At 70.8% G+C, this 18,415-nt stretch carries 23 protein-coding genes; 10 read left to right on the forward strand and 13 right to left on the reverse strand.

Going from position 1 to position 18,415, the window contains the following annotated elements; all coding sequences use genetic code 11:
• Positions 1–18 precede the first annotated feature (18 nt).
• Complete coding sequence (locus ACZ7OU_RS13495; protein ID WP_470241642.1) at positions 19–903, reverse strand: SCO4651 family lipoprotein; 885 nt, start codon at positions 901–903, stop codon at positions 19–21.
• A 101-nt stretch (positions 904–1,004) separates the two neighbouring features.
• A complete protein-coding gene (rsgA, locus tag ACZ7OU_RS13500) occupies positions 1,005–2,027 on the reverse strand; it encodes a ribosome small subunit-dependent GTPase A (protein ID WP_470255222.1) in 1,023 nt (340 codons plus the stop codon).
• Positions 2,028–2,135: 108 nt separating this feature from the next.
• On the opposite strand from rsgA, the gene ACZ7OU_RS13505 reads away from it, so the two are divergent.
• Together ACZ7OU_RS13505 and ACZ7OU_RS13510 are read left to right on the forward strand one after the other, a co-directional pair.
• Positions 2,136–2,894 (forward strand): SOS response-associated peptidase, encoded by a 759-nt coding sequence (locus ACZ7OU_RS13505; RefSeq protein WP_470255223.1) that lies wholly within the window; start codon positions 2,136–2,138, stop codon positions 2,892–2,894.
• Positions 2,891–3,499, forward strand: a complete 609-nt coding sequence (locus ACZ7OU_RS13510; protein WP_470241639.1) for an alpha/beta hydrolase family protein — start codon at positions 2,891–2,893, stop codon at positions 3,497–3,499. Before ACZ7OU_RS13505 ends, ACZ7OU_RS13510 begins: the two co-directional genes overlap by 4 nt.
• 165 nt (positions 3,500–3,664) lie before the next feature.
• Here the strand turns inward: ACZ7OU_RS13510 and ybaK are convergent, their stop codons facing one another.
• On the reverse strand, positions 3,665–4,141 hold the full coding sequence (gene ybaK / locus ACZ7OU_RS13515; RefSeq protein WP_470255224.1) for a Cys-tRNA(Pro) deacylase: 477 nt from the start codon (positions 4,139–4,141) through the stop codon (positions 3,665–3,667).
• Between the two features lie 193 nt (positions 4,142–4,334).
• Here ybaK and ACZ7OU_RS13520 point away from each other — a divergent pair, with 193 nt between their 5' ends.
• Together ACZ7OU_RS13520 and rsrA are read left to right on the forward strand one after the other, a co-directional pair.
• On the forward strand, positions 4,335–4,958 hold the full coding sequence (locus ACZ7OU_RS13520) for a sigma-70 family RNA polymerase sigma factor (RefSeq protein ID WP_155541117.1): 624 nt from the start codon (positions 4,335–4,337) through the stop codon (positions 4,956–4,958).
• A complete protein-coding gene (gene rsrA / locus ACZ7OU_RS13525) occupies positions 4,955–5,275 on the forward strand; it encodes a mycothiol system anti-sigma-R factor (protein ID WP_470241637.1) in 321 nt (106 codons plus the stop codon). Before ACZ7OU_RS13520 ends, rsrA begins: the two co-directional genes overlap by 4 nt.
• A 65-nt stretch (positions 5,276–5,340) precedes the next feature.
• Here the strand turns inward: rsrA and ACZ7OU_RS13530 are convergent, their stop codons facing one another.
• The gene (locus ACZ7OU_RS13530; protein WP_098515123.1) at positions 5,341–5,415 is read right to left on the reverse strand and encodes a 50S ribosomal protein bL37; all 75 of its coding nucleotides are present in this window, start codon (positions 5,413–5,415) and stop codon (positions 5,341–5,343) included.
• A 101-nt stretch (positions 5,416–5,516) separates the two neighbouring features.
• Between ACZ7OU_RS13530 and ACZ7OU_RS13535 the strand changes: the two genes are divergently transcribed.
• Positions 5,517–5,729, forward strand: coding sequence for a biotin/lipoyl-binding carrier protein (locus ACZ7OU_RS13535; RefSeq protein WP_465312866.1), 213 nt, complete (start codon positions 5,517–5,519; stop codon positions 5,727–5,729).
• Positions 5,730–5,732: 3 nt separating this feature from the next.
• Positions 5,733–7,253: a sensor histidine kinase gene (locus ACZ7OU_RS13540; protein ID WP_470241636.1), complete on the forward strand. Its 1,521-nt coding sequence runs from the start codon at positions 5,733–5,735 to the stop codon at positions 7,251–7,253.
• Between the two features lie 322 nt (positions 7,254–7,575).
• Here ACZ7OU_RS13540 and ACZ7OU_RS13545 read toward each other — a convergent pair whose 3' ends face one another.
• Together ACZ7OU_RS13545 and ACZ7OU_RS13550 are read right to left on the reverse strand one after the other, a co-directional pair.
• Positions 7,576–7,830 carry a WhiB family transcriptional regulator gene (locus tag ACZ7OU_RS13545; RefSeq protein WP_043777259.1) on the reverse strand — a complete coding sequence of 85 codons (255 nt, stop codon included), beginning with the start codon at positions 7,828–7,830 and terminating at the stop codon, positions 7,576–7,578.
• 274 nt (positions 7,831–8,104) lie between these two features.
• Positions 8,105–9,031, reverse strand: a complete 927-nt coding sequence (locus ACZ7OU_RS13550) for a diacylglycerol/lipid kinase family protein (RefSeq protein ID WP_470241635.1) — start codon at positions 9,029–9,031, stop codon at positions 8,105–8,107.
• A gap of 325 nt (positions 9,032–9,356) precedes the next feature.
• Here ACZ7OU_RS13550 and ACZ7OU_RS13555 point away from each other — a divergent pair, with 325 nt between their 5' ends.
• Entirely contained in the window at positions 9,357–9,827 is a 471-nt protein-coding gene (locus tag ACZ7OU_RS13555) for a hypothetical protein (protein ID WP_470241634.1), read from the forward strand.
• Between the two features lies 1 nt (position 9,828).
• On the opposite strand, the gene ACZ7OU_RS13560 is transcribed toward ACZ7OU_RS13555, so the two are convergent.
• Entirely contained in the window at positions 9,829–10,311 is a 483-nt protein-coding gene (locus ACZ7OU_RS13560; protein WP_470255225.1) for a GNAT family N-acetyltransferase, read from the reverse strand.
• Position 10,312: 1 nt separating this feature from the next.
• Positions 10,313–10,903 (reverse strand): acid phosphatase, encoded by a 591-nt coding sequence (locus ACZ7OU_RS13565; protein WP_470241632.1) that lies wholly within the window; start codon positions 10,901–10,903, stop codon positions 10,313–10,315.
• Between the two features lie 83 nt (positions 10,904–10,986).
• On the opposite strand from ACZ7OU_RS13565, the gene ACZ7OU_RS13570 reads away from it, so the two are divergent.
• On the forward strand, positions 10,987–11,460 hold the full coding sequence (locus ACZ7OU_RS13570) for a hotdog fold domain-containing protein (protein WP_470255226.1): 474 nt from the start codon (positions 10,987–10,989) through the stop codon (positions 11,458–11,460).
• On the opposite strand, the gene ACZ7OU_RS13575 is transcribed toward ACZ7OU_RS13570, so the two are convergent.
• Complete coding sequence (locus ACZ7OU_RS13575; protein WP_470255227.1) at positions 11,457–12,125, reverse strand: hypothetical protein; 669 nt, start codon at positions 12,123–12,125, stop codon at positions 11,457–11,459. The genes ACZ7OU_RS13570 and ACZ7OU_RS13575 overlap by 4 nt on opposite strands.
• Before the next feature lie 137 nt (positions 12,126–12,262).
• On the opposite strand from ACZ7OU_RS13575, the gene ACZ7OU_RS13580 reads away from it, so the two are divergent.
• Entirely contained in the window at positions 12,263–13,873 is a 1,611-nt protein-coding gene (locus ACZ7OU_RS13580) for a GMC oxidoreductase (RefSeq protein ID WP_470255228.1), read from the forward strand.
• Here ACZ7OU_RS13580 and ACZ7OU_RS13585 read toward each other — a convergent pair.
• The 3 genes from ACZ7OU_RS13585 to ACZ7OU_RS13595 all read right to left on the reverse strand — a co-directional run bounded on the left by ACZ7OU_RS13585 (position 13,863) and on the right by ACZ7OU_RS13595 (position 15,378).
• The gene (locus tag ACZ7OU_RS13585; RefSeq protein ID WP_470255229.1) at positions 13,863–14,297 is read right to left on the reverse strand and encodes a MarR family winged helix-turn-helix transcriptional regulator; all 435 of its coding nucleotides are present in this window, start codon (positions 14,295–14,297) and stop codon (positions 13,863–13,865) included. The two genes, ACZ7OU_RS13580 and ACZ7OU_RS13585, sit on opposite strands and share 11 nt — an antisense overlap.
• The gene (locus tag ACZ7OU_RS13590; protein ID WP_470255230.1) at positions 14,294–14,707 is read right to left on the reverse strand and encodes an SRPBCC family protein; all 414 of its coding nucleotides are present in this window, start codon (positions 14,705–14,707) and stop codon (positions 14,294–14,296) included. Before ACZ7OU_RS13590 ends, ACZ7OU_RS13585 begins: the two co-directional genes overlap by 4 nt.
• A gap of 65 nt (positions 14,708–14,772) precedes the next feature.
• Positions 14,773–15,378 (reverse strand): dTDP-4-dehydrorhamnose 3,5-epimerase family protein, encoded by a 606-nt coding sequence (locus ACZ7OU_RS13595; RefSeq protein ID WP_470241626.1) that lies wholly within the window; start codon positions 15,376–15,378, stop codon positions 14,773–14,775.
• Between the two features lie 356 nt (positions 15,379–15,734).
• Between ACZ7OU_RS13595 and ACZ7OU_RS13600 the strand changes: the two genes are divergently transcribed.
• Positions 15,735–16,916 carry an NAD(P)-dependent malic enzyme gene (locus ACZ7OU_RS13600; protein WP_470241625.1) on the forward strand — a complete coding sequence of 394 codons (1,182 nt, stop codon included), beginning with the start codon at positions 15,735–15,737 and terminating at the stop codon, positions 16,914–16,916.
• 53 nt (positions 16,917–16,969) lie between these two features.
• On the opposite strand, the gene ACZ7OU_RS13605 is transcribed toward ACZ7OU_RS13600, so the two are convergent.
• Positions 16,970–18,385 carry a bis-aminopropyl spermidine synthase family protein gene (locus tag ACZ7OU_RS13605; protein ID WP_470255231.1) on the reverse strand — a complete coding sequence of 472 codons (1,416 nt, stop codon included), beginning with the start codon at positions 18,383–18,385 and terminating at the stop codon, positions 16,970–16,972.
• Positions 18,386–18,415 lie beyond the last annotated feature (30 nt).

The raw sequence follows: 18,415 nt of genomic DNA on the forward strand, positions 1-18,415 counted from the left end.
GCTACTCAGCGTTTCCGGTCAGCGACCGGCCTTCTTCATCAGCTCGCCGAGGTCGACGACCTGGTCGGCCGGCGGGGCCGCCACGTCGACCGTGGTGCCCCAGTCGCTGTACTTCATCGTGAACTTCGCGTCGCCCGCGGGCGCGCCCATCGCCTGCATCAGCGGGCCCTGGTCCATGGTCACCTGCACCGGCAGGTTGTCCTTGTTCAGCCACAGCTCGGCCGGGATCTTGATGTCCTTGCCCTTGAGCATGTCGGTGAGCTTGTCGCGCGCCGCGGCCGGGACCTGGCCGGTGAACTGGTCGATCGCCTTGGCGACGTCCAGCTCGACCTTGTAGTGGTTGACCTGCTCACCGTTCAGGTCGGTCTGGTCGGACGAGATGATCCGGCCGGTCTTCGAGATCTGGTCGAGCATCTTGCTCGGGTCGCTCTGCTCCGCCGACTGCGTCAGCGCGCCGCCCAGCGCCTGCGAGACCGGGTCGGTGCCGTCGGCCGAGATCTTGGCCCACGACTTGTCCGTGCCCATCTGCTTCTGCTCTTCGGCGGGCAGCTTGATGTACATGACCTTGTCGACCATGCGCATCTCGGTCGTCTGGCCGGCCGCGGTGCTGGTCATCGAGAACGTGGTGTTCGCGCCGTCGAAGGCCATCGCGCCGGTCGCGCTGATGGTCTGGCCGGCGGCGGAGCCCTCCATGCTGAACTTCGCCGACTTGGACTTCTCGGTGCCCTGCTTGGACGCCGAAGCCAGCTGGATCGCGTCGGTGAACGGCGAGGCGAGGAGGCCGCCGCCGTTGGCCTGCGACTGGTTGCCCGCGGCGGCCGGCTCGGCGGTGCCGGAGTTGCTGCACGCGGTCAGTGTCAGCACCAGTGCGGCACCCGCGGCGACCAGGGTGGTCTTGCGCATCGAATTCCCCTCAGAGTCGGATCTTCCGCTCGGCATATCGCCCGAACGGGCGATTGGTTACCGATGTGACGGTGACGATCCGCGTTCGGTTCCCGGTTGTCTCAGGATTCTGTGACGCGAGTCACTTCGTGGCCGCCGCGGGACTGCAGCAGCCGCCGCAGCGACGCCAGCCGCTCGGGGAGCGCCGTGCCGTCGGTGACGACGTCGTCGAGCGCGCAGTCCGGGTCCTCGGGCGGTCCCAGGTGCCCGCAGCCCGACGGGCACTCCTCGGCGGCCGCGGCGAACTCCTCGAAGGCGTCGACGATGTCGTCCGCGGTGACGTGGGCGAGGCCGAACGACCGGACGCCCGGCGTGTCGATCACCCAGCCGCCGTCCGGCAGCGGCAGCGCCACCGCGGCGACGGACGTGTGCCGCCCCTTCCCGACTCCGCTCACCACACCGACGGCCAGGTCGGCGTTCGGGACCAGGCGGTTGACCAATGTCGACTTGCCGACACCGGAGTGCCCGACCAGCGCCGTCACCCGGTCCTTGAGCATCTCGGCGAGGCCTTCGGGCTCCTCGTCGAAGCGGGTCACGACCGCCGGGATGTCGAGGCCCGCGTAGCCCGCGAGGAGCTCGTCCGGGCTGGCCAGGTCGGCCTTCGTCAGGCACAGCACCGGCTCGACGCCGCCCGCGTAGCAGGCGACCAGGCAGCGGTCGATGAAGCCGGTGCGCGGCGGCGGGTCGGCGAGCGCCGTGACGATCAGCAGGCGCTCGGCGTTGGCGACGACCAGCCGCTCGAACGGGTCGGTGTCGTCGGCCGTGCGCAGGAGGGAGCTGGTGCGCTCGTCGACGCGGATGATGCGCGCGAGGGTGTCCGGCTTGCCGGAGACGTCGCCGACGATCCCGACCCGGTCGCCGACGACCACCGGGGTCCGGCCCATCTCGCGGGCCCGCATCGCGGTGATCACCCGCTCGGGATCGGCGTCGACCGCGCAGGTCCAGCGCCCGCGGTCCTTGCCGATGACCATGGCGTTCACGGCGTCGGCGTGCTCGGGACGGCGCTTGCTGCGCGGCCTGGTGCCCTTGCCCGGGCGCACGCGGACGTCGGACTCGTCCAGCTTGCTCCAGTCGTTGCGCGCCAAACCCTCGTCCTCTCGTGCACCGGTGCCCACCCGAATGATCCCACGTCGCTCGCCACGGCCCTGGCCTGCGTGTAACGATGGCGTCCTGTCCGGTAGAGGAGGTTGGCCATGTGCGGCCGTTACGCCGCCACGAAGGACCCGGCGAAGCTGATCGAGGAGTTCGAGGCGATCGACCTCACCGAGGGTCACGCGCGCGCCGATCACAACGTCGCGCCGACGAAGAGCGTGGTCACCGTCGTCCAGCGGCACCCGCGCGACGAAGACGGCCAGGTGCTCGAGGACGAGCCCGCCGAGCGGTCGCTGCGGATGATGAAGTGGGGCCTGGTGCCGTTCTGGGCCAAGGACCCGTCGGTCGGCTCGCGGATGATCAACACGCGCGCCGAGACGGCCGCCGAGAAGCCCGCCTTCCGCCGCGCGCTGGTGTCGCGCCGCTGCCTGGTGCCCGCCGACGGCTGGTTCGAGTGGCGCCGCACCGGCAAGGAGAAGGAGCCGTTCTACATGACCGAGCCGGACGGCTCCTCGATCGCGTTCGGCGGGATCTGGGAGAGCTGGCGGCCCAAGGACGACGACAACGCGTCGCCGCTGATCACGTTCTCGATCATCACCACCGACGCCGCCGGCCAGCTCACCGACGTCCACCACCGGATGCCGCTGATCGTGCCTCGCTCGCACTGGGACGGCTGGCTGGATCCGGACCGCGAAGACGTCAAGGACCTGCTGGTGCCGACGCCGGACGAGATCGTTTCGTCGCTGGAGCTGCGGCCGATCTCGACCCTGGTCAACAACGTCCGCAACAACGGGCCCGAGCTGCTGGAGCGCGTCGACCCGGTGCAGGAGGGCGCGCTGTTCGACGCGCCGAAGTCATGACCGCCCTCCCGATCGACACCGCGTACGGCCCGGCCCGGGTCTACCTGCACTGCGCCGAGGAGGGCGTGGCGGTCCTCATGCTCGGCCACGGCGCGGGCGGCGGCCTGGGCGCGAAGGACCTGGTCGCGGTGACGCGCGCGGCGCAGGCGGCCGGCGTGCACGTGGCGCTGGTCGAGCAGCCGTACAAGGTGGCGGGCCGCCGCGCGCCGGCCCCGGCGAACCAGCTGGACACGGCGTGGCTGACGATCGCGGACGAGCTGTCGGAGCGCTTCGACGCGCTGCCCCTGGTGTTCGGCGGCCGCTCGTCGGGCGCGCGGGTGGCCTGCCGAACGGCGTCGGCCGGGCAGGCGGTGGCGGTGCTGTGCCTGGCGTTCCCGGAGCACCCGCCGGGCCGCCCGGAGAAGACCCGCCAGCCGGAGTTCGACGCGGTGGAGGTCCCGACCCTGGTGATCCAGGGCGAACGCGACCCCTTCGGCCGGCCGAAGGTGGGAGCCCACCAGGAGATCGTGATGGTCGACGGCGACCACAGCTTGTCGAAGGACCTGGAGACGGTGTCCCGGGCGGCGACGGAGTGGCTGTCCCGGGTGCTGCGCCCACTGGCCTGAGCAACAACAAGGCGCACGACGCCTGTGGCGAGCGTGTCCGACGCCGCGGCGCTGCCGATCCTCGCGGAGCCCGAAGTCGGCTGCGAGCCTGACCCGGCACATCCGGGTCTTCTCGCGCGCCGGCCTGCTGCTTCCGTAGCCGGCCACCCTCACCCGACGGGCGGGTCAAGCCGCGATCGACGCCACCACCGCGCCGGTCAGCCGGATCAGCTCCGCCGGGGCCAGCTCGACCTCCAGCCCCCGCCTCCCGGCCGAACAAAAAACAGTCTCGAACGTCGACGCCGACTCGTCGATCACCACCGGCAACCGGCTCCGGTGGCCCAGCGGGGAGATCCCGCCCAGCACGTACCCCGTTGCCCGCTGGGCCGCCGCCGGGTCGGCCATCTTGGCCTTCTTGCCGCCCGCCGCGGCCGCCAGGGCCTTCAGGTCCAGCTGGCCCGTGACCGGGACCACGCCCACCACCAACCGGCCGTCCACCTCGGCCACCAGGGTCTTGAACACCCTCGCGCGCTCCAGGCCCAGCGCCTCCACCGCCTCCAGGCCGTACGACTCCGCGCGCGGGTCGTGGTCGTACGCGTGCAGCGTGTGAGCCACTTTCTGCTTCCCCAGCAACGCCGTCGCCGGGGTGCCCTTGCCAGCCATGGGCCGGAGTCTAGGGAATGCCCGCACCCCCCGATCGGTTGTACCGGACGTGACACCAACCCTCGCCACCACACGCTCTCGCAGCCGCCGCCGCCCTGAGGCACCGGCGAACCGCGGTGTGCCCGGCCCCCGCGTAAACTCGACGTCGCCGTATGCGCGCACGCGCATCGACGCCGAGCGGGAAGGGAACGGTTTGCCGAGCACGCAGAACCCAGCGTCGGAAGAAGCGACCGAGGCCGAGCGCGCCGAGCGCTTCGAGCGGGACGCCATGCCGCTGCTCGACCAGCTGTACTCGGCCGCGATGCGGATGACTCGCAACCCCGCTGACGCCGAGGACCTGGTCCAGGAGACCTACCTGAAGGCGTACGCCGCCTTCGCGTCCTTCAAGGCCGGTACGAACCTCAAGGCGTGGATGTACCGCATCCTCACCAACACCTACATCAACGGGTACCGCAAGCGGCAGCGCCAGCCCGTGCAGCAGCCCACCGAAGAGATCACCGACTGGCAGATCGCCAAGGCGGAGAGCCACACCTCCGTGGGGCTGCGTTCGGCCGAGGTCGAGGCGATGGACAACCTGCCCGACACCGACGTCAAGGCCGCCCTGCAGAAGCTGCCCGAGGAGTTCCGGCTGGCCGTCTACCTGGCCGACGTCGAGGGCTTCGCGTACAAGGAGATCGCCGAGATCATGGACACGCCCATCGGCACCGTGATGTCCCGCCTGCACCGCGGCCGCGCCCAGCTGCGCGACCTGCTCGCCGACGTTGCGCGCGAGCGCGGTTTCATCCGGGGTGCCAAGGAAGAGGTGGCGGGGCGATGAACGACATGTGCGAGGGCGCGTCGGACAAGGTCCGCTGCGAAGAGGCGCTCGCCGACATCTACCTGCTGCTCGACCGCGAGTGCGGTCCCGAGCGGGACGCGGCGTTGCGCGCCCACATCGAGGACTGCCCGCCGTGCCTCGAGGAGTACGGCATCGACGAGCACATCAAGCAGCTGCTGGCCCGCAAGTGCGGTGGCGACCACGCCCCGGCGGAGCTGAAGAGCCGGCTGCGGGCGTCGATCCGCCAGACCGTCGCCACGCGCGGCGGCGTCACCGTCGAACGCACCGAGATCACCCTCGAGCAGCGTTCCGAATAGCGCCCGAGCACGACGAAGGCCCCCACACCCGGTGTGGGGGCCTTCGTCATGCCGCACGCCGGGAATCAGGCGTTGGGCTTCTTGCCGTGGTTCGCGCCGTTCTTCTTGCGGTCGCGACGCTTGCGGGCGCGCTTCGACATGTTCACTCCTCGTCGTCAAAGCTGGTCAACCTCTCAAGTGTGTCATGACGTCCCGTTCTGGTTGGATGGGGTGGCCGGGCGAGCGCGAGGAGGGGTGCCGGATGGCCGAGATCAGGGCCGAAATGGTCGGTACCGTGCTGCAGGTCGTCGCGGAGCCGGGCGCCGCGCTGAACGCCGGTGACACCGTGCTGATCCTGGAGTCGATGAAGATGGAGCTGCCCGCCGTGAGCGCGAAGGCGGGCACGCTGACCAGCCTCGCCGTGGCGAAGGGCGACCGGGTCCAGCAGGGTGACGTCCTCGGGACGGTCGAGTAACCCGTGTCGACGCTCGCCGAACTGCTCGCCGACAACACCGGCCTCCCCGGGGAGGCCGCGGACCACCTGCAGACCGTCGTCGCGGAGTGGCAGCTGCTGGCCGACCTGTCCTTCGCCGACTTCCTGCTCTGGGTCCCGGTGACCGAGGACCTGCAGCCGGACGGCGGCGACTTCGTCTGCGTCGCGCACGCGCGGCCGACGACGGCTCCCACCGCGCACCCCGAGGACGTCGTGGGCACGCGGTTCACGGTGGAGGAGCACCCGCAGCTGGCGAAGGCCATGCGCGAGGCGCGGATCTGCCGCGAGGAGGACCCGCACTGGTACCGCGACCTGCCGATGCGGCGCGAGGCCATCCCGGTGCGCTTCCACGACGACGTCGTCGCCGTGATGAGCCGCGAGACGAACCTGGCCGCGCCGCGCGTGCCCTCGCCGCTGGAAATCGCGTACCTGGGCAGCGCCGGCGACCTGTGCCAGATGATCGTCGACGGCACGTTCCCGCCGAGCGGCACCAACGCGACCGACACGCACACGTCGCCGCGGGTGGGGGACGGGCTGATCCGGCTCGACTCGAGCGGCACCGTCGTGTTCGCCAGCCCGAACGGCCTGTCGGCCTACCACCGGATGGGCCACGAGTCCGACCTGGTCGGCACCCGGCTGGCGCCGCTGACGCGGTCGCTGATCCGCGACCCGTTCGACGCGACCGAGGTGTCGCACCGCATCATCGAAGCCCTCGATGGGAAGCCGTCGAGCCGCACGGAGGCCGATTCGCGGCGCGGCGCGGTGGTGCTGTTCCGCGCGCTGCCGCTGCGGCCGGCCGGGCAGGCGGCGGGCGCGCTCGTGCTGGTCCGCGACGTCACCGAGGTGAAACGCCGTGACCGCGCGCTGCTGTCGAAGGACGCGACCATCCGCGAGATCCACCACCGGGTGAAGAACAACTTGCAGACGGTGGCGGCCCTGCTGCGCCTGCAGTCCCGCCGGACGTCGTCGGAGGAGGCGCGGCTCGCGCTCGCGGAGTCGGTGCGCCGGGTGACGTCGATCGCGCTGGTGCACGAGGCGCTGTCCATCTCGGTGGACGAGCGCGTCGACCTCGACAAGCTGCTCGACAACGTGCTGCCGATGGTCGGCGAGGTCGCCACGGCGGAGTCGCAGGTCGGGCTGAAGCGGAAGGGCTCGTTCGGGGTGGTCGTCGCGGAGATCGCGACGCCGCTGGTGATGGTGCTGGCCGAGCTGGTGCAGAACGCCATCGAGCACGCCTTCCCGGCGGGCCGGTCGGGCAAGGTCGAGCTGATCGTCGAGCGCTCGGCCCGCTGGCTGGACGTCGTCATCCGCGACAACGGGCGCGGCCTGCCGGCGGGGTTCTCGCTGGAGCGTTCGGACGGCCTGGGCCTGCAGATCGTGCGGACGCTGGTGGAGTCCGAGCTGCGGGGCTCGCTGTCGCTGCGGAAGGTGCACGCCGAGGCGTCGTCCAGCCGGGTGACGGGAACCGAAGCCGCGCTGCGCATCCCTCTTTCGAGGCGCTTGTAGACCGTCGCGTTTGGACTCGATCACCGCCGGGCATCCGCGTTCCGGTGAACGTGATCGGGTGCGGGTCGCGGGAGGGATCGTTTACACGTTGAAGGCCCGGCACGTCGTTCTCGTGTGCCGGGCCGTTCAACGTTCGCGGGAGGACTTGAAGTCCTGGTGAGGTTTCAGCGCACCCGTTGCCGGGTGGTTTCGCCTCGGTTGTTAAACTTGAACCGGGTAGGTATCACCCCAGACGGCGTGGGCACGACAATGCCCGCCGGGTGATTCCCCTGGATGTTGGGGCCTTGTGGTTCAAGGTAAAGCTGGTGCTTCGAGAAGAATTTCAGGCGTTGGTACGCGTGCCGATGTGCGTACGGCGGCGCTTGAGCGCGCGTCGCTCGTCTTCGCTCATGCCGCCCCACACGCCGGCGTCCTGGCCGCTGGCCAAAGCCCAGGCCAAGCAGTCGGAAGCGGAGGGGCAGCGGTGGCACACGGCCTTCGCCTGAGCTACCTGCGACAGAGCAGGACCGCTGGTTCCCACCGGGAAGAACAGCTCGGGGTCCTCGTCTCGGCAGGCCGCGTCGTGGCGCCAGTCCATGTTCGTGAGCTCCTTCATATGGCGCGGGAGGGCCGCGCCACAGTCGTCAATGGCGGTCGTGTTCTTGGGTGCTTGTGAATGCTTTCACGAAGCACCGCGTTCGACAAGTGTTTCTTGAAGATCGGTGAGTCAGCTCACCCGGCCGAGCGACGCTTCTGACCTGCGGTTTCTCTCCGAAACAGCCACTCGAAGGGAAGGCTGATGCGGTGAGTGGAGCCTCTGCGTCGACGAACGGCAGATTGCACTTTGCCGCAGGCGATCAGCGGTCCCGTCGTCACACGATTACCGTGAGTGCATTAGGGACGCTGAAGAATTCCACTCTGGTCCGCTGGCCGACGAGGTCGCCGTCCACCTGGAAGTTTACCGGTTCAGCTGCGTCGATGCGGATCATCGGCAGGTCATCGTGACGCACGAGACGTCGGCCCTTTTGGTTGCTCTTCGTAGCCAAAGCGCGCCGTACATGCTTGAACACCGTGGGCAACCCCAGACCGTTCAACGCGAACAAACCCAATCCCGTCTCGAACGAGCAACCCGGGTTGAGGTGGACCGGACGCTCGCCCAGGTAGCTCCACGGATCGGTGTTCGACACGAAAGCGGTCAGCGCTTCGGTGGGTTCCTCACCCGGGACGCGGATGGTCAGGGCCGGCCGGCCCAGCGGCGGCCGGAAGTAGGAGCGGACGGCGGCCCTCATGTAGAGGCCCGCGGTCGTCTGCTTGCCGCGGCGCTTCGCGACCCGGCCGACGACGTCGGCGTCCCAGCCGAGCCCGGAGTTGAAGGTGAACCAGTGCCCGTCGGCCAGGCCGAGCCCGACCCGGCGCGAACGGTCGTTCTCCAGCGCGTTGAGCAGTTGGTGGGTGGCCTCGACGGGATCGGCCGAGATGCCGAGGGCGCGCGCGAAGACGTTCGCCGAGCCGCCGGGCACGACGCCCAGTGCGGGGACCGGCCCGATCTGCGTGGGATCGCCGTCCGCGTCGGCCAGCAGGCCGTTGACGACCTCGTTGACCGTGCCGTCGCCGCCGTGGGCCACGACCAGGTCGATCCCGTCCCGCGCGGCCGAGCGCGCGATGGCCATGGCGTGCCCGCGGTAGTCCGTTTCGACCACGTCGAGCTTGACCTGGCTGGCGAGTGCGTGCGCCAGGACGTCCCGGCCACCGGCGGTGGTCGAGGTGGCCTGGGGGTTCACGACGAGGATTGCGCGCACTACCGCAGGGTAGGTGAAGCTCACCGCCCCGAGAACCTCTCGACGGCGCAAGGTGACCGGAAGCACCGGTCCGGCAACGCTCCGAACAGCACCTGTGACCCTGTGCCGGGCGGCCCTCCTTCGCGTGACGAGTTGTCCGCTCGTCGTGACAAGTGCACCCGGGCCGACCGCCCGCTCATCGACGACACCTGAATTCTCAGCGCCCGGGCGGTCCCGCGAAAACGGCCGACCGGGTGGCATACGATCGAATCAGCTCACGCACGGTGACCCGCCCTGGTCGAGTCCACTGTGCTCCCGTGAAAAAGATTTCCGGAAGGCCGCCGCAGTGAAGCTCTCGCCCGCTCCCCGTGAGGTCCGGCTGGCCGGCGTGGTCACCGCGGTGCCGTCGCTCGCCCTGCTGGTGTTCGGGGTGGTCGTGCTGGTGAACGGCCTGGGCTCGCCGGCGCAGCCGGGCAACAACGTCTACGTCGAGTCCGGCACGTTCATCGTGGTGGCGCTGGCGTTCCTGGCCGCGTCCGGCGGGCTGGTGCTGGGGCAGACGTGGGCGCGCTCGCCGGGGGTGGTGATCGCGCTGATCGTGATCGGCCTCGGCTGGTACCTGCTCGGCCCGTCGGGCGAGCCGGCGTGGGGCGTGCCGATCGCGCTGTTCGGCATCGCGACGCTGGTGCTGCTGTTCCGCGCGCCGTCGCGGGCCTGGGCGCTGGGCCTGCGCGAAGGCGAGTCGGAGACCGAAGCCGCCGAGCGGGGCGGCCTCGCCGGCCGCCGCGCCGAGCGCGAAGGCCACGAAGAGGACTGAGCTACGCCTGGGCGGCCAGGGCTCGCAGGGGTGCGTCCGCGAGCCGGTTGACCGTCCACTCGTCCATCGGGACCGCGCCGAGGGCCTTGTAGAACTCCGTCGCCGGGTTCCAGTCCAGCACCGACCACTCGAGCCGGCCGTAGCCGTTCGCGACGCACTCCGCCGCCAGCGCCGCCAGCAGGGCCTTGCCCAGGCCGGACCCGCGGTGGGACGGCAGTACGAACAGGTCCTCCAGGTAGATCCCGTGCACGCCGCGCCACGTCGAGTAGTTGAGGAACCAGACCGCGAAGCCGGCGATCTCGCCGTCCACTTCGGCCACGTGCCCGAACAGCTTCGGTGCCTCGCCGAACAACGCCTCGTGCAGCTGCGGCGTCGTCAGGTGGCACTCGTCCGGGGCGCGCTCGTAGTCGGCCAGCGCGTACGCCAGGCCGACGGCCGCCTCGACGTCGTCGGGCCGGATCCGGCGGATGCGGTCGTCGGGCACGTCAGTCCTCCAGGGCGGGGGGCAGGTTGAGGTGTTCGATCTGGGGTTCGCCGCGCTCGTCGCCGAGCACCGCGATGCCGGCCGCGTCCAGTCCGAAGTGGACGCCGGACGTCGCGGGCAGGCCGATCCAGCGGGCCACCAGCACGCGGCTGAAGTGCCCGTGCCCGACCAGGATCACGTCGCCGGCCTCGATGTCGGCGCGGGCGCGCGCCAGCACGCGGTCCGCGCGATCGGAGACCTCCGAAGCGCTTTCGCCGCCGGGGATCGGGTGCGTCCAGACCGTCCAGCCCGGCACGGTTTCGCGGATCTCCGGCGTGGTGATGCCTTCGTACTCGCCGTAGTCCCATTCGGACAGGTCCTCGGTGACTTCGTCGACGCGCAGGCCGGCCAGCGCGGCGGTCCGCAGCGCGCGGGCCCGCGGGCTCGACAGCACGAGCGACGGCCCGCCGAGGAGGCTCCGGAGCGTACCGCCCGCGGCCAGCGCCTGACCTTCCCCGGCCGGCGTCAGCGGGATGTCGGTGCGGCCGGTGTGCCGCCCGTTCACCGACCATTCGGTCTGGCCGTGCCGGAGGAGGAAGAGACGGTTCGCCACACGGGCGAATATATCCGGCGGTTTGCGCGGCGGCCGGTCGTCTGCTTGGCTACTGAGCAGTAGCTTAGCTGGAGGAGACCCCGATGTCCGACACGCCGACGTTCGCGCTGTGGCACAAGCTGGCCGCGAAGCCGGGCGGGAAACAGCTGTTCAGCGCCGCGATGTGCCTGCGCGTGCCGTACTTCCGCACGGTGCTGCCCTCGGTGCGCGAGCTGCGGCCGGGCCACTGCGAGGTCACCGCGCCGAAGTGGTGGGGTGTTTACAACCACATCCACACGTTCCACGCGATCGCCGCCTGCAACCTCGCCGAGATCGCGATGGGCATGCTCGCGGAGGCGACGGTCCCCGCGACGCACCGATGGCTGCCGAAGGGCATGAACGTCCAGTACGTCGCGAAGGCCGAGACGGGCCTGCGCGCGGTGGCGTCGCTGCCCGAGCTGCCGGAGTTCGGCGACGAGGGGTTCGAACTCGACGTCCCGGTGACCATTTCGGATACGCGCGGCGAGCCGGTGGTCACCGGGACGATCACGATCTGGGTGACGCCGAAAAAGCGTTAGAGCGGCTTGTACTGCACGTAGGACGCCTGCTGGAACGCGTTCTCGCCGGACGGCGACGGCAGGCCCAGCCGCCGGTCGACGAGCTTGCCGAGCGGGCCGCAGCCCTGGGTCGCGGGGAGGGCCAGGTCCGCGTCGATGACGCCGGAGAACGCCGTTCGCGGGTTCTCCGAGATGATCCGCGGGGGCACCGAGGGGTCGTCGTGGACGACCGTGTGCAGGGGCGTCGAAGCCGTGCCGATGCTGCAGTCCTTGCGCAGCAACGGGTGTCGCACCACGGCGTAGACGTCGAGCTCGCCGCGGCGCACGTCGTCGCTGTGGAAGTCGGAGTAGCCGCCGTAGCGCAGCTGGATCGTGGCGCCGGCCAGGCCGGGGATGCGCGCGGGAGCGTGCCGCAGCGAGCCGAACACCTGCGCGTACTGGCCGTTCACCCGGCCCTCGCTGAAGGTCAGCCGCACCTCCCCGAGCGGGATCTCCTTGCCGTCGATCGTCAGTTTCCCTTGCGAGACAAAGGCTTCGCAGCGCCACGTGCCCGGGTCGGCGTTCGCGGGCGGTGCCGGGCAGTCCGTGAAGTCGAACGTCGGCAGCTCGTCGGCGGACGCCGTCCCGGGCACGACCCCCAGTGCGGCGACGGCGACCGCGGCCGCCCCCAGTGCGAGAAGTTTCATGCCGGTGAGCTTGCTCGCGCCGGGGGCCGCGGACATCCGGGATCGCCCCCAGGGGAAGACCGGAAATTTCCCTCGACCGGGTGAAACGTGTTCCCTTTAGTTAACGCTGTTTACTGAACTCGGGCATGCTCGGGACCATGTCTGCCTTCTCCCGCCGCCGGTTCCTCGGCCTCGCCGCCCTGAACTCCGCCGCCGCCCTCGGGCTGACCACGGTCTCGACGCGGCCCGCCGCCGCGTCGACGCTCCCGGAGTACTCGCCCGCGGTCGTCATCGGCACCGGCTACGGCGCCGCCGTCACGGCGTTGCGGCTGGGCGAGGCCGGCATCCCCACGCTGATGCTCGAGATGGGCAAGCTGTGGACCACGCCCGGCGCCGACGGCGAGGTCTTCTGCTCGATGCTCGAGCCGGACGAGCGGGCGATGTGGTTCAAGGACCGCACCGAGGCGCCGCTCGCGTCGTTCCTCTGGCTCGACCTGGCCAACCGCGACATCGGGCGCCACGCCGGCGTGCTCGACCGGGTGAGCTTCGGCGACATGGCGGTGTACCTCGGCCGCGGTGTCGGCGGCGGATCCCTGGTCAACGGCGCGATGGCCGTGACGCCGGAGCGCTCGTACTTCGAGGAGATCCTGCCGCGGGTCGACGCCGCCGAGATGTACGGCAAGTACTTCCCGCGGGCGAACGCGGCCCTCGGCGTCAACGTCGTCGACCCGGACTGGTTCGAGACGTGCCGGTCGTACCGGTACGCCCGCGTCTCCCGGAAGGCCGCGCGCAAGGCCGGGTTCGGCACGGTGTTCGTGCCCAGCGTGTACGACATGGACTACCTGCGGCGCGAAGAAGCGGGCGAGGTCCCGCGCTCGGCGGACGCGTCCGAGGTCATCTACGGCAACAACCACGGGAAGCGCTCGCTCGACAAGTCCTACCTGGCCGCCGCGCTCGGCACCGGCCGGGTGACCATCGAGACGCTGCGAGAGGTCCGCGAGATCCTTCAGCAGCCCGACGGGACGTACACGCTCGTCGTCCGCGAGATCGACGAGCACGGCACTGTCCTGGGCACCCGGCACGTGAACACCAAACACCTGTTCCTCGGCGCGGGCAGCGTCGGCTCGACCGAGCTGCTGGTGCGTGCCCGCGACACCGGACGGCTCCCGGAGCTGGGCGAGGCCGTCGGGCGGGGCTGGGGCACGAACGGCAACGTCATGTGCGGGCGCGCCAACCACGTCTGGGACACCACCGGCGGCCTGCAGTCCGGCATGCCCGCCCTCGGCATCGACAACCGGGCCGACCCCGTGCACCCGGCGTTCGCCGAGATCGCGCCGGTGCCCGCCGGCCTCGAGACGTGGGTCAGCCTCTACCTGGCGATCACGAAGAACCCCGAACGCGGGCACTTCACCTACGACGCGGCGAGCGACTCGGCGAAGCTGCACTGGACGGCGTCGCAGGGCCAGCCGTCGATCGACGCCGCGAAGGCGCTGTTCGACAAGGTCAACCGGGCGAACAAGACGATCTACCGCTACGACCTGTTCGGCGACACCCGCGCGTTCGAGAACCGCTTCACCTACCACCCGCTGGGCGGCCTGGTGCTCGGCGAGGCCACCGACGACTACGGCCGCGTCAAGGGCTACCGGAACCTCTACGTCACGGACGGCTCGCTCATCCCGGGCAGCACCGGCGTCAACCCGTTCGTGACGATCACGGCGCTGGCCGAGCGCAACATCGAGCGCGTCCTCGCCGAAGACCTCAGGGGCTGAGCTTCGCCAGTGAGTCGACGAACCCGTCGTCCGCGGCTTCGAAGAAGGACGCGTCGGCGGCTTCGACGTCCTTCAGGGCCTTCGCGACCAGATCCAGGCCGTTCTGGGTGACTTCGAGGCGCTTCGCGCGCGCGTCGGCCGGGTCGTCGGCGCGGGCGAGCAGGCCGCGGTCCGCCAGCTTGCGGACGACCTGGCTGGTCATCATCGTGTCCGTGCCGGCCCGCTCGGCCAGCTGCCGCTGGGTGGGTGGCTCGCCCGAGCGGGTGAGCCACCACGTCGTGGTCAGCAGCACGAACTGGACGTGCGTGAGGTCGTGCGGGGCCAGCGCGGCCCGCATCGCCCGCTGCCAGGCCAGGGTCACGCGCCACAGCAGGAAGCCGGGGCTGCGCTCGGGGCCGGGCAGGCGGGACTTCGGGGCGGTCATACCCGCGAGCTTGCCTCAGCGAGGCGCGCAAGCGCTTGCATCGCCTCCGGAGTGTCCGAGGTGACCTGTTCGCCGAAGCCCTCGGGTCCATCGATCGTGACGCGGTAAGTGATGCGCGTGCCGCCGTCGACGTCGGTCAGCAGGTGCTCGAACCGCAGGTGGGCGTCGGGCAGGCGGGTCTCGTCGGTGAAGCTGCGGCCCTCGGTGACCTCGGTCAGCGTGAACGGGATCGGCGGCATGCCGTCCATCGTCATGGTTCCGCTGGTCCCGACGGCGAACGGGCCGTCGATGACCACCGAGCGGACGCCGGCGTCCCACTCGGGCCAGCGGGCGGTGCCGGCCCAGAGCGGCCAGATCGCGGCGGCGGGTGCGGAGGAGGTCTCGCTGTGCTCGTACTCGTAAAGTGTCATGCGGGCAGACTATATGCGCGCATACTATTTCGGCAAGGGGTCGCGAGGACCCGGTCGTGCGGGGCTCAGTTCGCCGAGCGCAGCTTGTCGTAGTAGGCGACGCAGTCCTGGTAGGACGGCAGCAGGCCCTGCTCCTGGGCTTCGGCGAGCGTGGGGGCGTCGCGGTCCTTCGCGGACAGGATCGGCTCGATGTCCGCGGGCCAGGGCAGGCCCAGTGCCGGGTCGAGCGGGGTGATGCCGTGCTCGCCCGTGGGGTTGTACGGCTCGGAGCACAGGTAGGCCATCACCGTGTCGTCTTCGAGGGCGATGAAGCCGTGTCCGAGACCTTCGGCGAGGTACGCCGAGTTGAACCGCTCGGAGTCGAGCCGGACGGCGTCCCACGTGCCGAAGCTCGGCGAGCCGACGCGGAGGTCCACGACGACGTCGAGCAGTGAGCCGCGCGCGCAGTAGATGTACTTCGCCTGGCCGGGGGGCGTGTCGGCGAAGTGGATGCCGCGGATCGCGCCGCGCCGGGACACGCTGTGGTTCGCCTGGGCCAGCCGCAGAGGGTGCCCGACCGCTTCGCGCAGGGCCTCCTCCTGGAAGGGGGCGACGAACAGGCCCCGATCGTCGGGGAACGCCCGGGGGGAGAACTCGAAGGCGTCCGGGACGCTCAGCCGGCGGAATTCCATGGCGTCACCATATCGGGCGGTTAAAAAACCGAACGGACGTCTTGGCAATTGCCGGAATAGGGGTCCGGTGTGACGTCAACCGCACCGAGGGGTCACCTACTGGACAAGACCTGTCACACTGACTGGACCGCCGCGTCCGCGGCCATCGCCAGACCCACGGCACCGATGGCCGACGTGACGCCTCGCCGACAGGCCGGCGCTACCGCGCTGGGCTGCCGTGCCGGGAACCACCACGGTTTCCCCTGTAGCCGTGGTCCCGTCTCGCATGCCCAGGAGAAATTCCAGTGACCCAAGTCCGATCCGCGAGTTCCGTCATTCCCACTGGGGGAATGACGGAAACGACGACAGGAATCCCCATGAGCGACCCCACCGGTGCCGGAGCGCCGGTCACCGACGAAGAGATCTTCACCGGGCACGAGGGCGGCAAGCTCTCGGTGGCGGCCACCCGCCCGATTTCCAGCCCGCGTGACCTTTCGATCGCGTACACCCCCGGTGTGGCGAAGGTGAGCCGCGCGATCGCCGAGGACGCGGCCAAGGCCAAGCGCTACACGTGGGCGGACCGGCTCGTCGTCGTGGTGAGCGACGGGACGGCGGTGCTGGGCCTCGGCGACATCGGCGCGAGCGCGTCGCTGCCGGTCATGGAGGGCAAGTCGGTCCTGTTCAAGACCTTCGGCGGGCTCGACTCGATCCCGCTGGTGCTCGACACCACCGACGTCGACGAGATCGTCGAGACGCTGGTGCGGCTGCGGCCGTCCTTCGGGGCCGTCAACCTGGAGGACATCTCCGCGCCGCGGTGCTTCGAGCTGGAGGACAAGCTCAAGCAGGCGCTGGACTGCCCGGTCATGCACGACGACCAGCACGGCACGGCGATCGTCACGCTGGCCGCGCTGCGCGGCGCCAACCTGGTCCTCGACCGGGCGATCGCCGACCAGCGCGTGGTCGTCTCCGGCGCCGGCGCGGCGGGGGTCGCCTGCGCGCGGATCCTGCAGGAGGCCGGCATCGGCGACGTCACCGTCCTCGACTCGCGCGGCATCATCCACCCGGACCGCGACGGCCTGAACCCGATCAAGGCGCGCCTGGCCGCGACGACGAACAAGGCCGGCCTCCAGGGCGGGCTCGCGGAGGCGCTGGAAGGCGCCGACGTGTTCCTCGGCTTGTCCGGCGCGACGATCGACGAGACGCTGCTCGGCCGGATGGCGGGCGGCGGCATCGTGTTCGCACTGTCCAACCCGGACCCGGAGGTGCACCCCGAGGTGGCGGCGCGCTACGCGTCGATCGTGGCCACCGGGCGCAGCGACTTCCCGAACCAGATCAACAACGTGCTGGCGTTCCCCGGCGTGTTCCGCGGCGCGCTGGACTCCGGCGCGCGGGCGATCACCGAGGGCATGAAGCTGGCGGCCGCCGAGGCGATCGTGTCGGTGGCCATGGACGACCTGGGCCCGGACCGGATCGTGCCCTCGCCGCTCGACCCGCGCGTCGCCCCCGAGGTGGCCGCGGCGGTGGCGAAGGCCGCGCAGGCCGACGGCGTCACGGACTGACGTTTGGTTCGAAGGGCGGCACTTTCACGGGAAAGTGCCGCCCTTCGGCGTGTTCAGAGCAGTTCGGTGAGGCGGTGGCGGGGGACGTCGACCAGGCGCAGGTCCGTCAGGTCGGCGGGGACGTCGAGGGAGACGTTCGCCAGCCGGGCGTGTGCGCGCGTGAGCACCTCTTCCTGGTGCTCGACGGCGTCCGCGACCACCACCGCGTGCCGGTTGTCCGGCGTGCTGCGCAGGTACCGCAGCGTGTACTTGCCGCGGATCAGCTCCGCCAGCGCCGTCTGGGACCGTTCGTCGGCCAGGTCCGGGTGTGCGTTCGGCACCAGCAGCGCCAGGCGCCGGGCGTTCGTGCCCAGCAGGGTGCGCAGCAGCCACGGGCCCGGGTCGGCCGAGAGGTCCATCGCGACCGCGTCGCCCTCGGGGCCGGAGATCGACCAGTCCACCGGCCGCGTCTCCGGCGAAAGCCCGCCCGCGACGGCGATCTCCTTCAGTTTGTCCAGCAGCGCCGGCTTCGTCCCGGCCGCCTCCACCGACTGCGGCCCGTGCGTGTAGATCGCGGACTTCCCCTTGCCTCCACGCATTTTCTTGGCCTTCGCGGTCGGCTGGCAGACGTACAGGTCCGCCGCGCTGCCGATCGCCTGCGCCCCGAAGTAGCGGTTGAAGTCGGGCAGGATCGCTTCGAACGTCAGGCCGAGAGTGGCCAGCGACCGCTGCACCTGCGCGCCCAGCGCCGGGTGCCGCGGGCTGTAGCCGTAGGCGAACAGCAGCCGCCCCTCGGACGGCTCCCGCAGCGCCTGCACCCCGCGCGCCGCGAACAGGCCCATGCCTTCGGGCGTGTACGGCGGATCGCTGAACACCAGGTCGAAGCCGCCGTTGAAGGCCGTCGGCAGGCCGACGCGCAGGTCCGCGTGGGCGGTGGCGATCTCGCGTCCGCCGCGCTCGTCGAGGTAGGCCAGCACGCGCTCGTCGAGGTCGACGACCGTCAGCGACGCCGCCGGGCAGACCGCGTGCACCGCCAGCGACGTCAGGTCGTGGTCGCCGAGGAACAGCAGCCGCGCCGAGGCGAGGTCGTACCGCGCGTCCAGCCACAACGCGCGGCGCAGCACCGTCTCCGGCGTGGCCTGCACGTGGTCGAGCGCGGCCAGCGGCGGCGGCACCTCCGCGACCCACTCGGCGACCTTCGGCAGCAGCTCGTGCGTCGCGACGGCTTCGTCGAGCGGGTCGGCGTAGCGGGGCGCGGTGTACTCCAGGTACGACGCGGCCACGCCGGGGGAGATCCGCAGCCGGTCGCCGCTGCGGTCGAGGTCGTCGCCCAGCGCGGCCAGGACGTCCTCCACGCTGCGCCGCGGCGCCGTGCTCAGCCGCACCAGCTCGCCGAGGTCGTGGTCGCCGGTGCGCAGGAGGTCGATGACGCGGTACAGCGGGCGGACGCCGACGCCGTGCGCGGCGAGGACGTCGTCGAGTGCCTTCACGGGCTCCGAGCCTAGTCACCACCTGCCGGA

The organism is Amycolatopsis sp. NPDC114505, assembly GCF_055633615.1.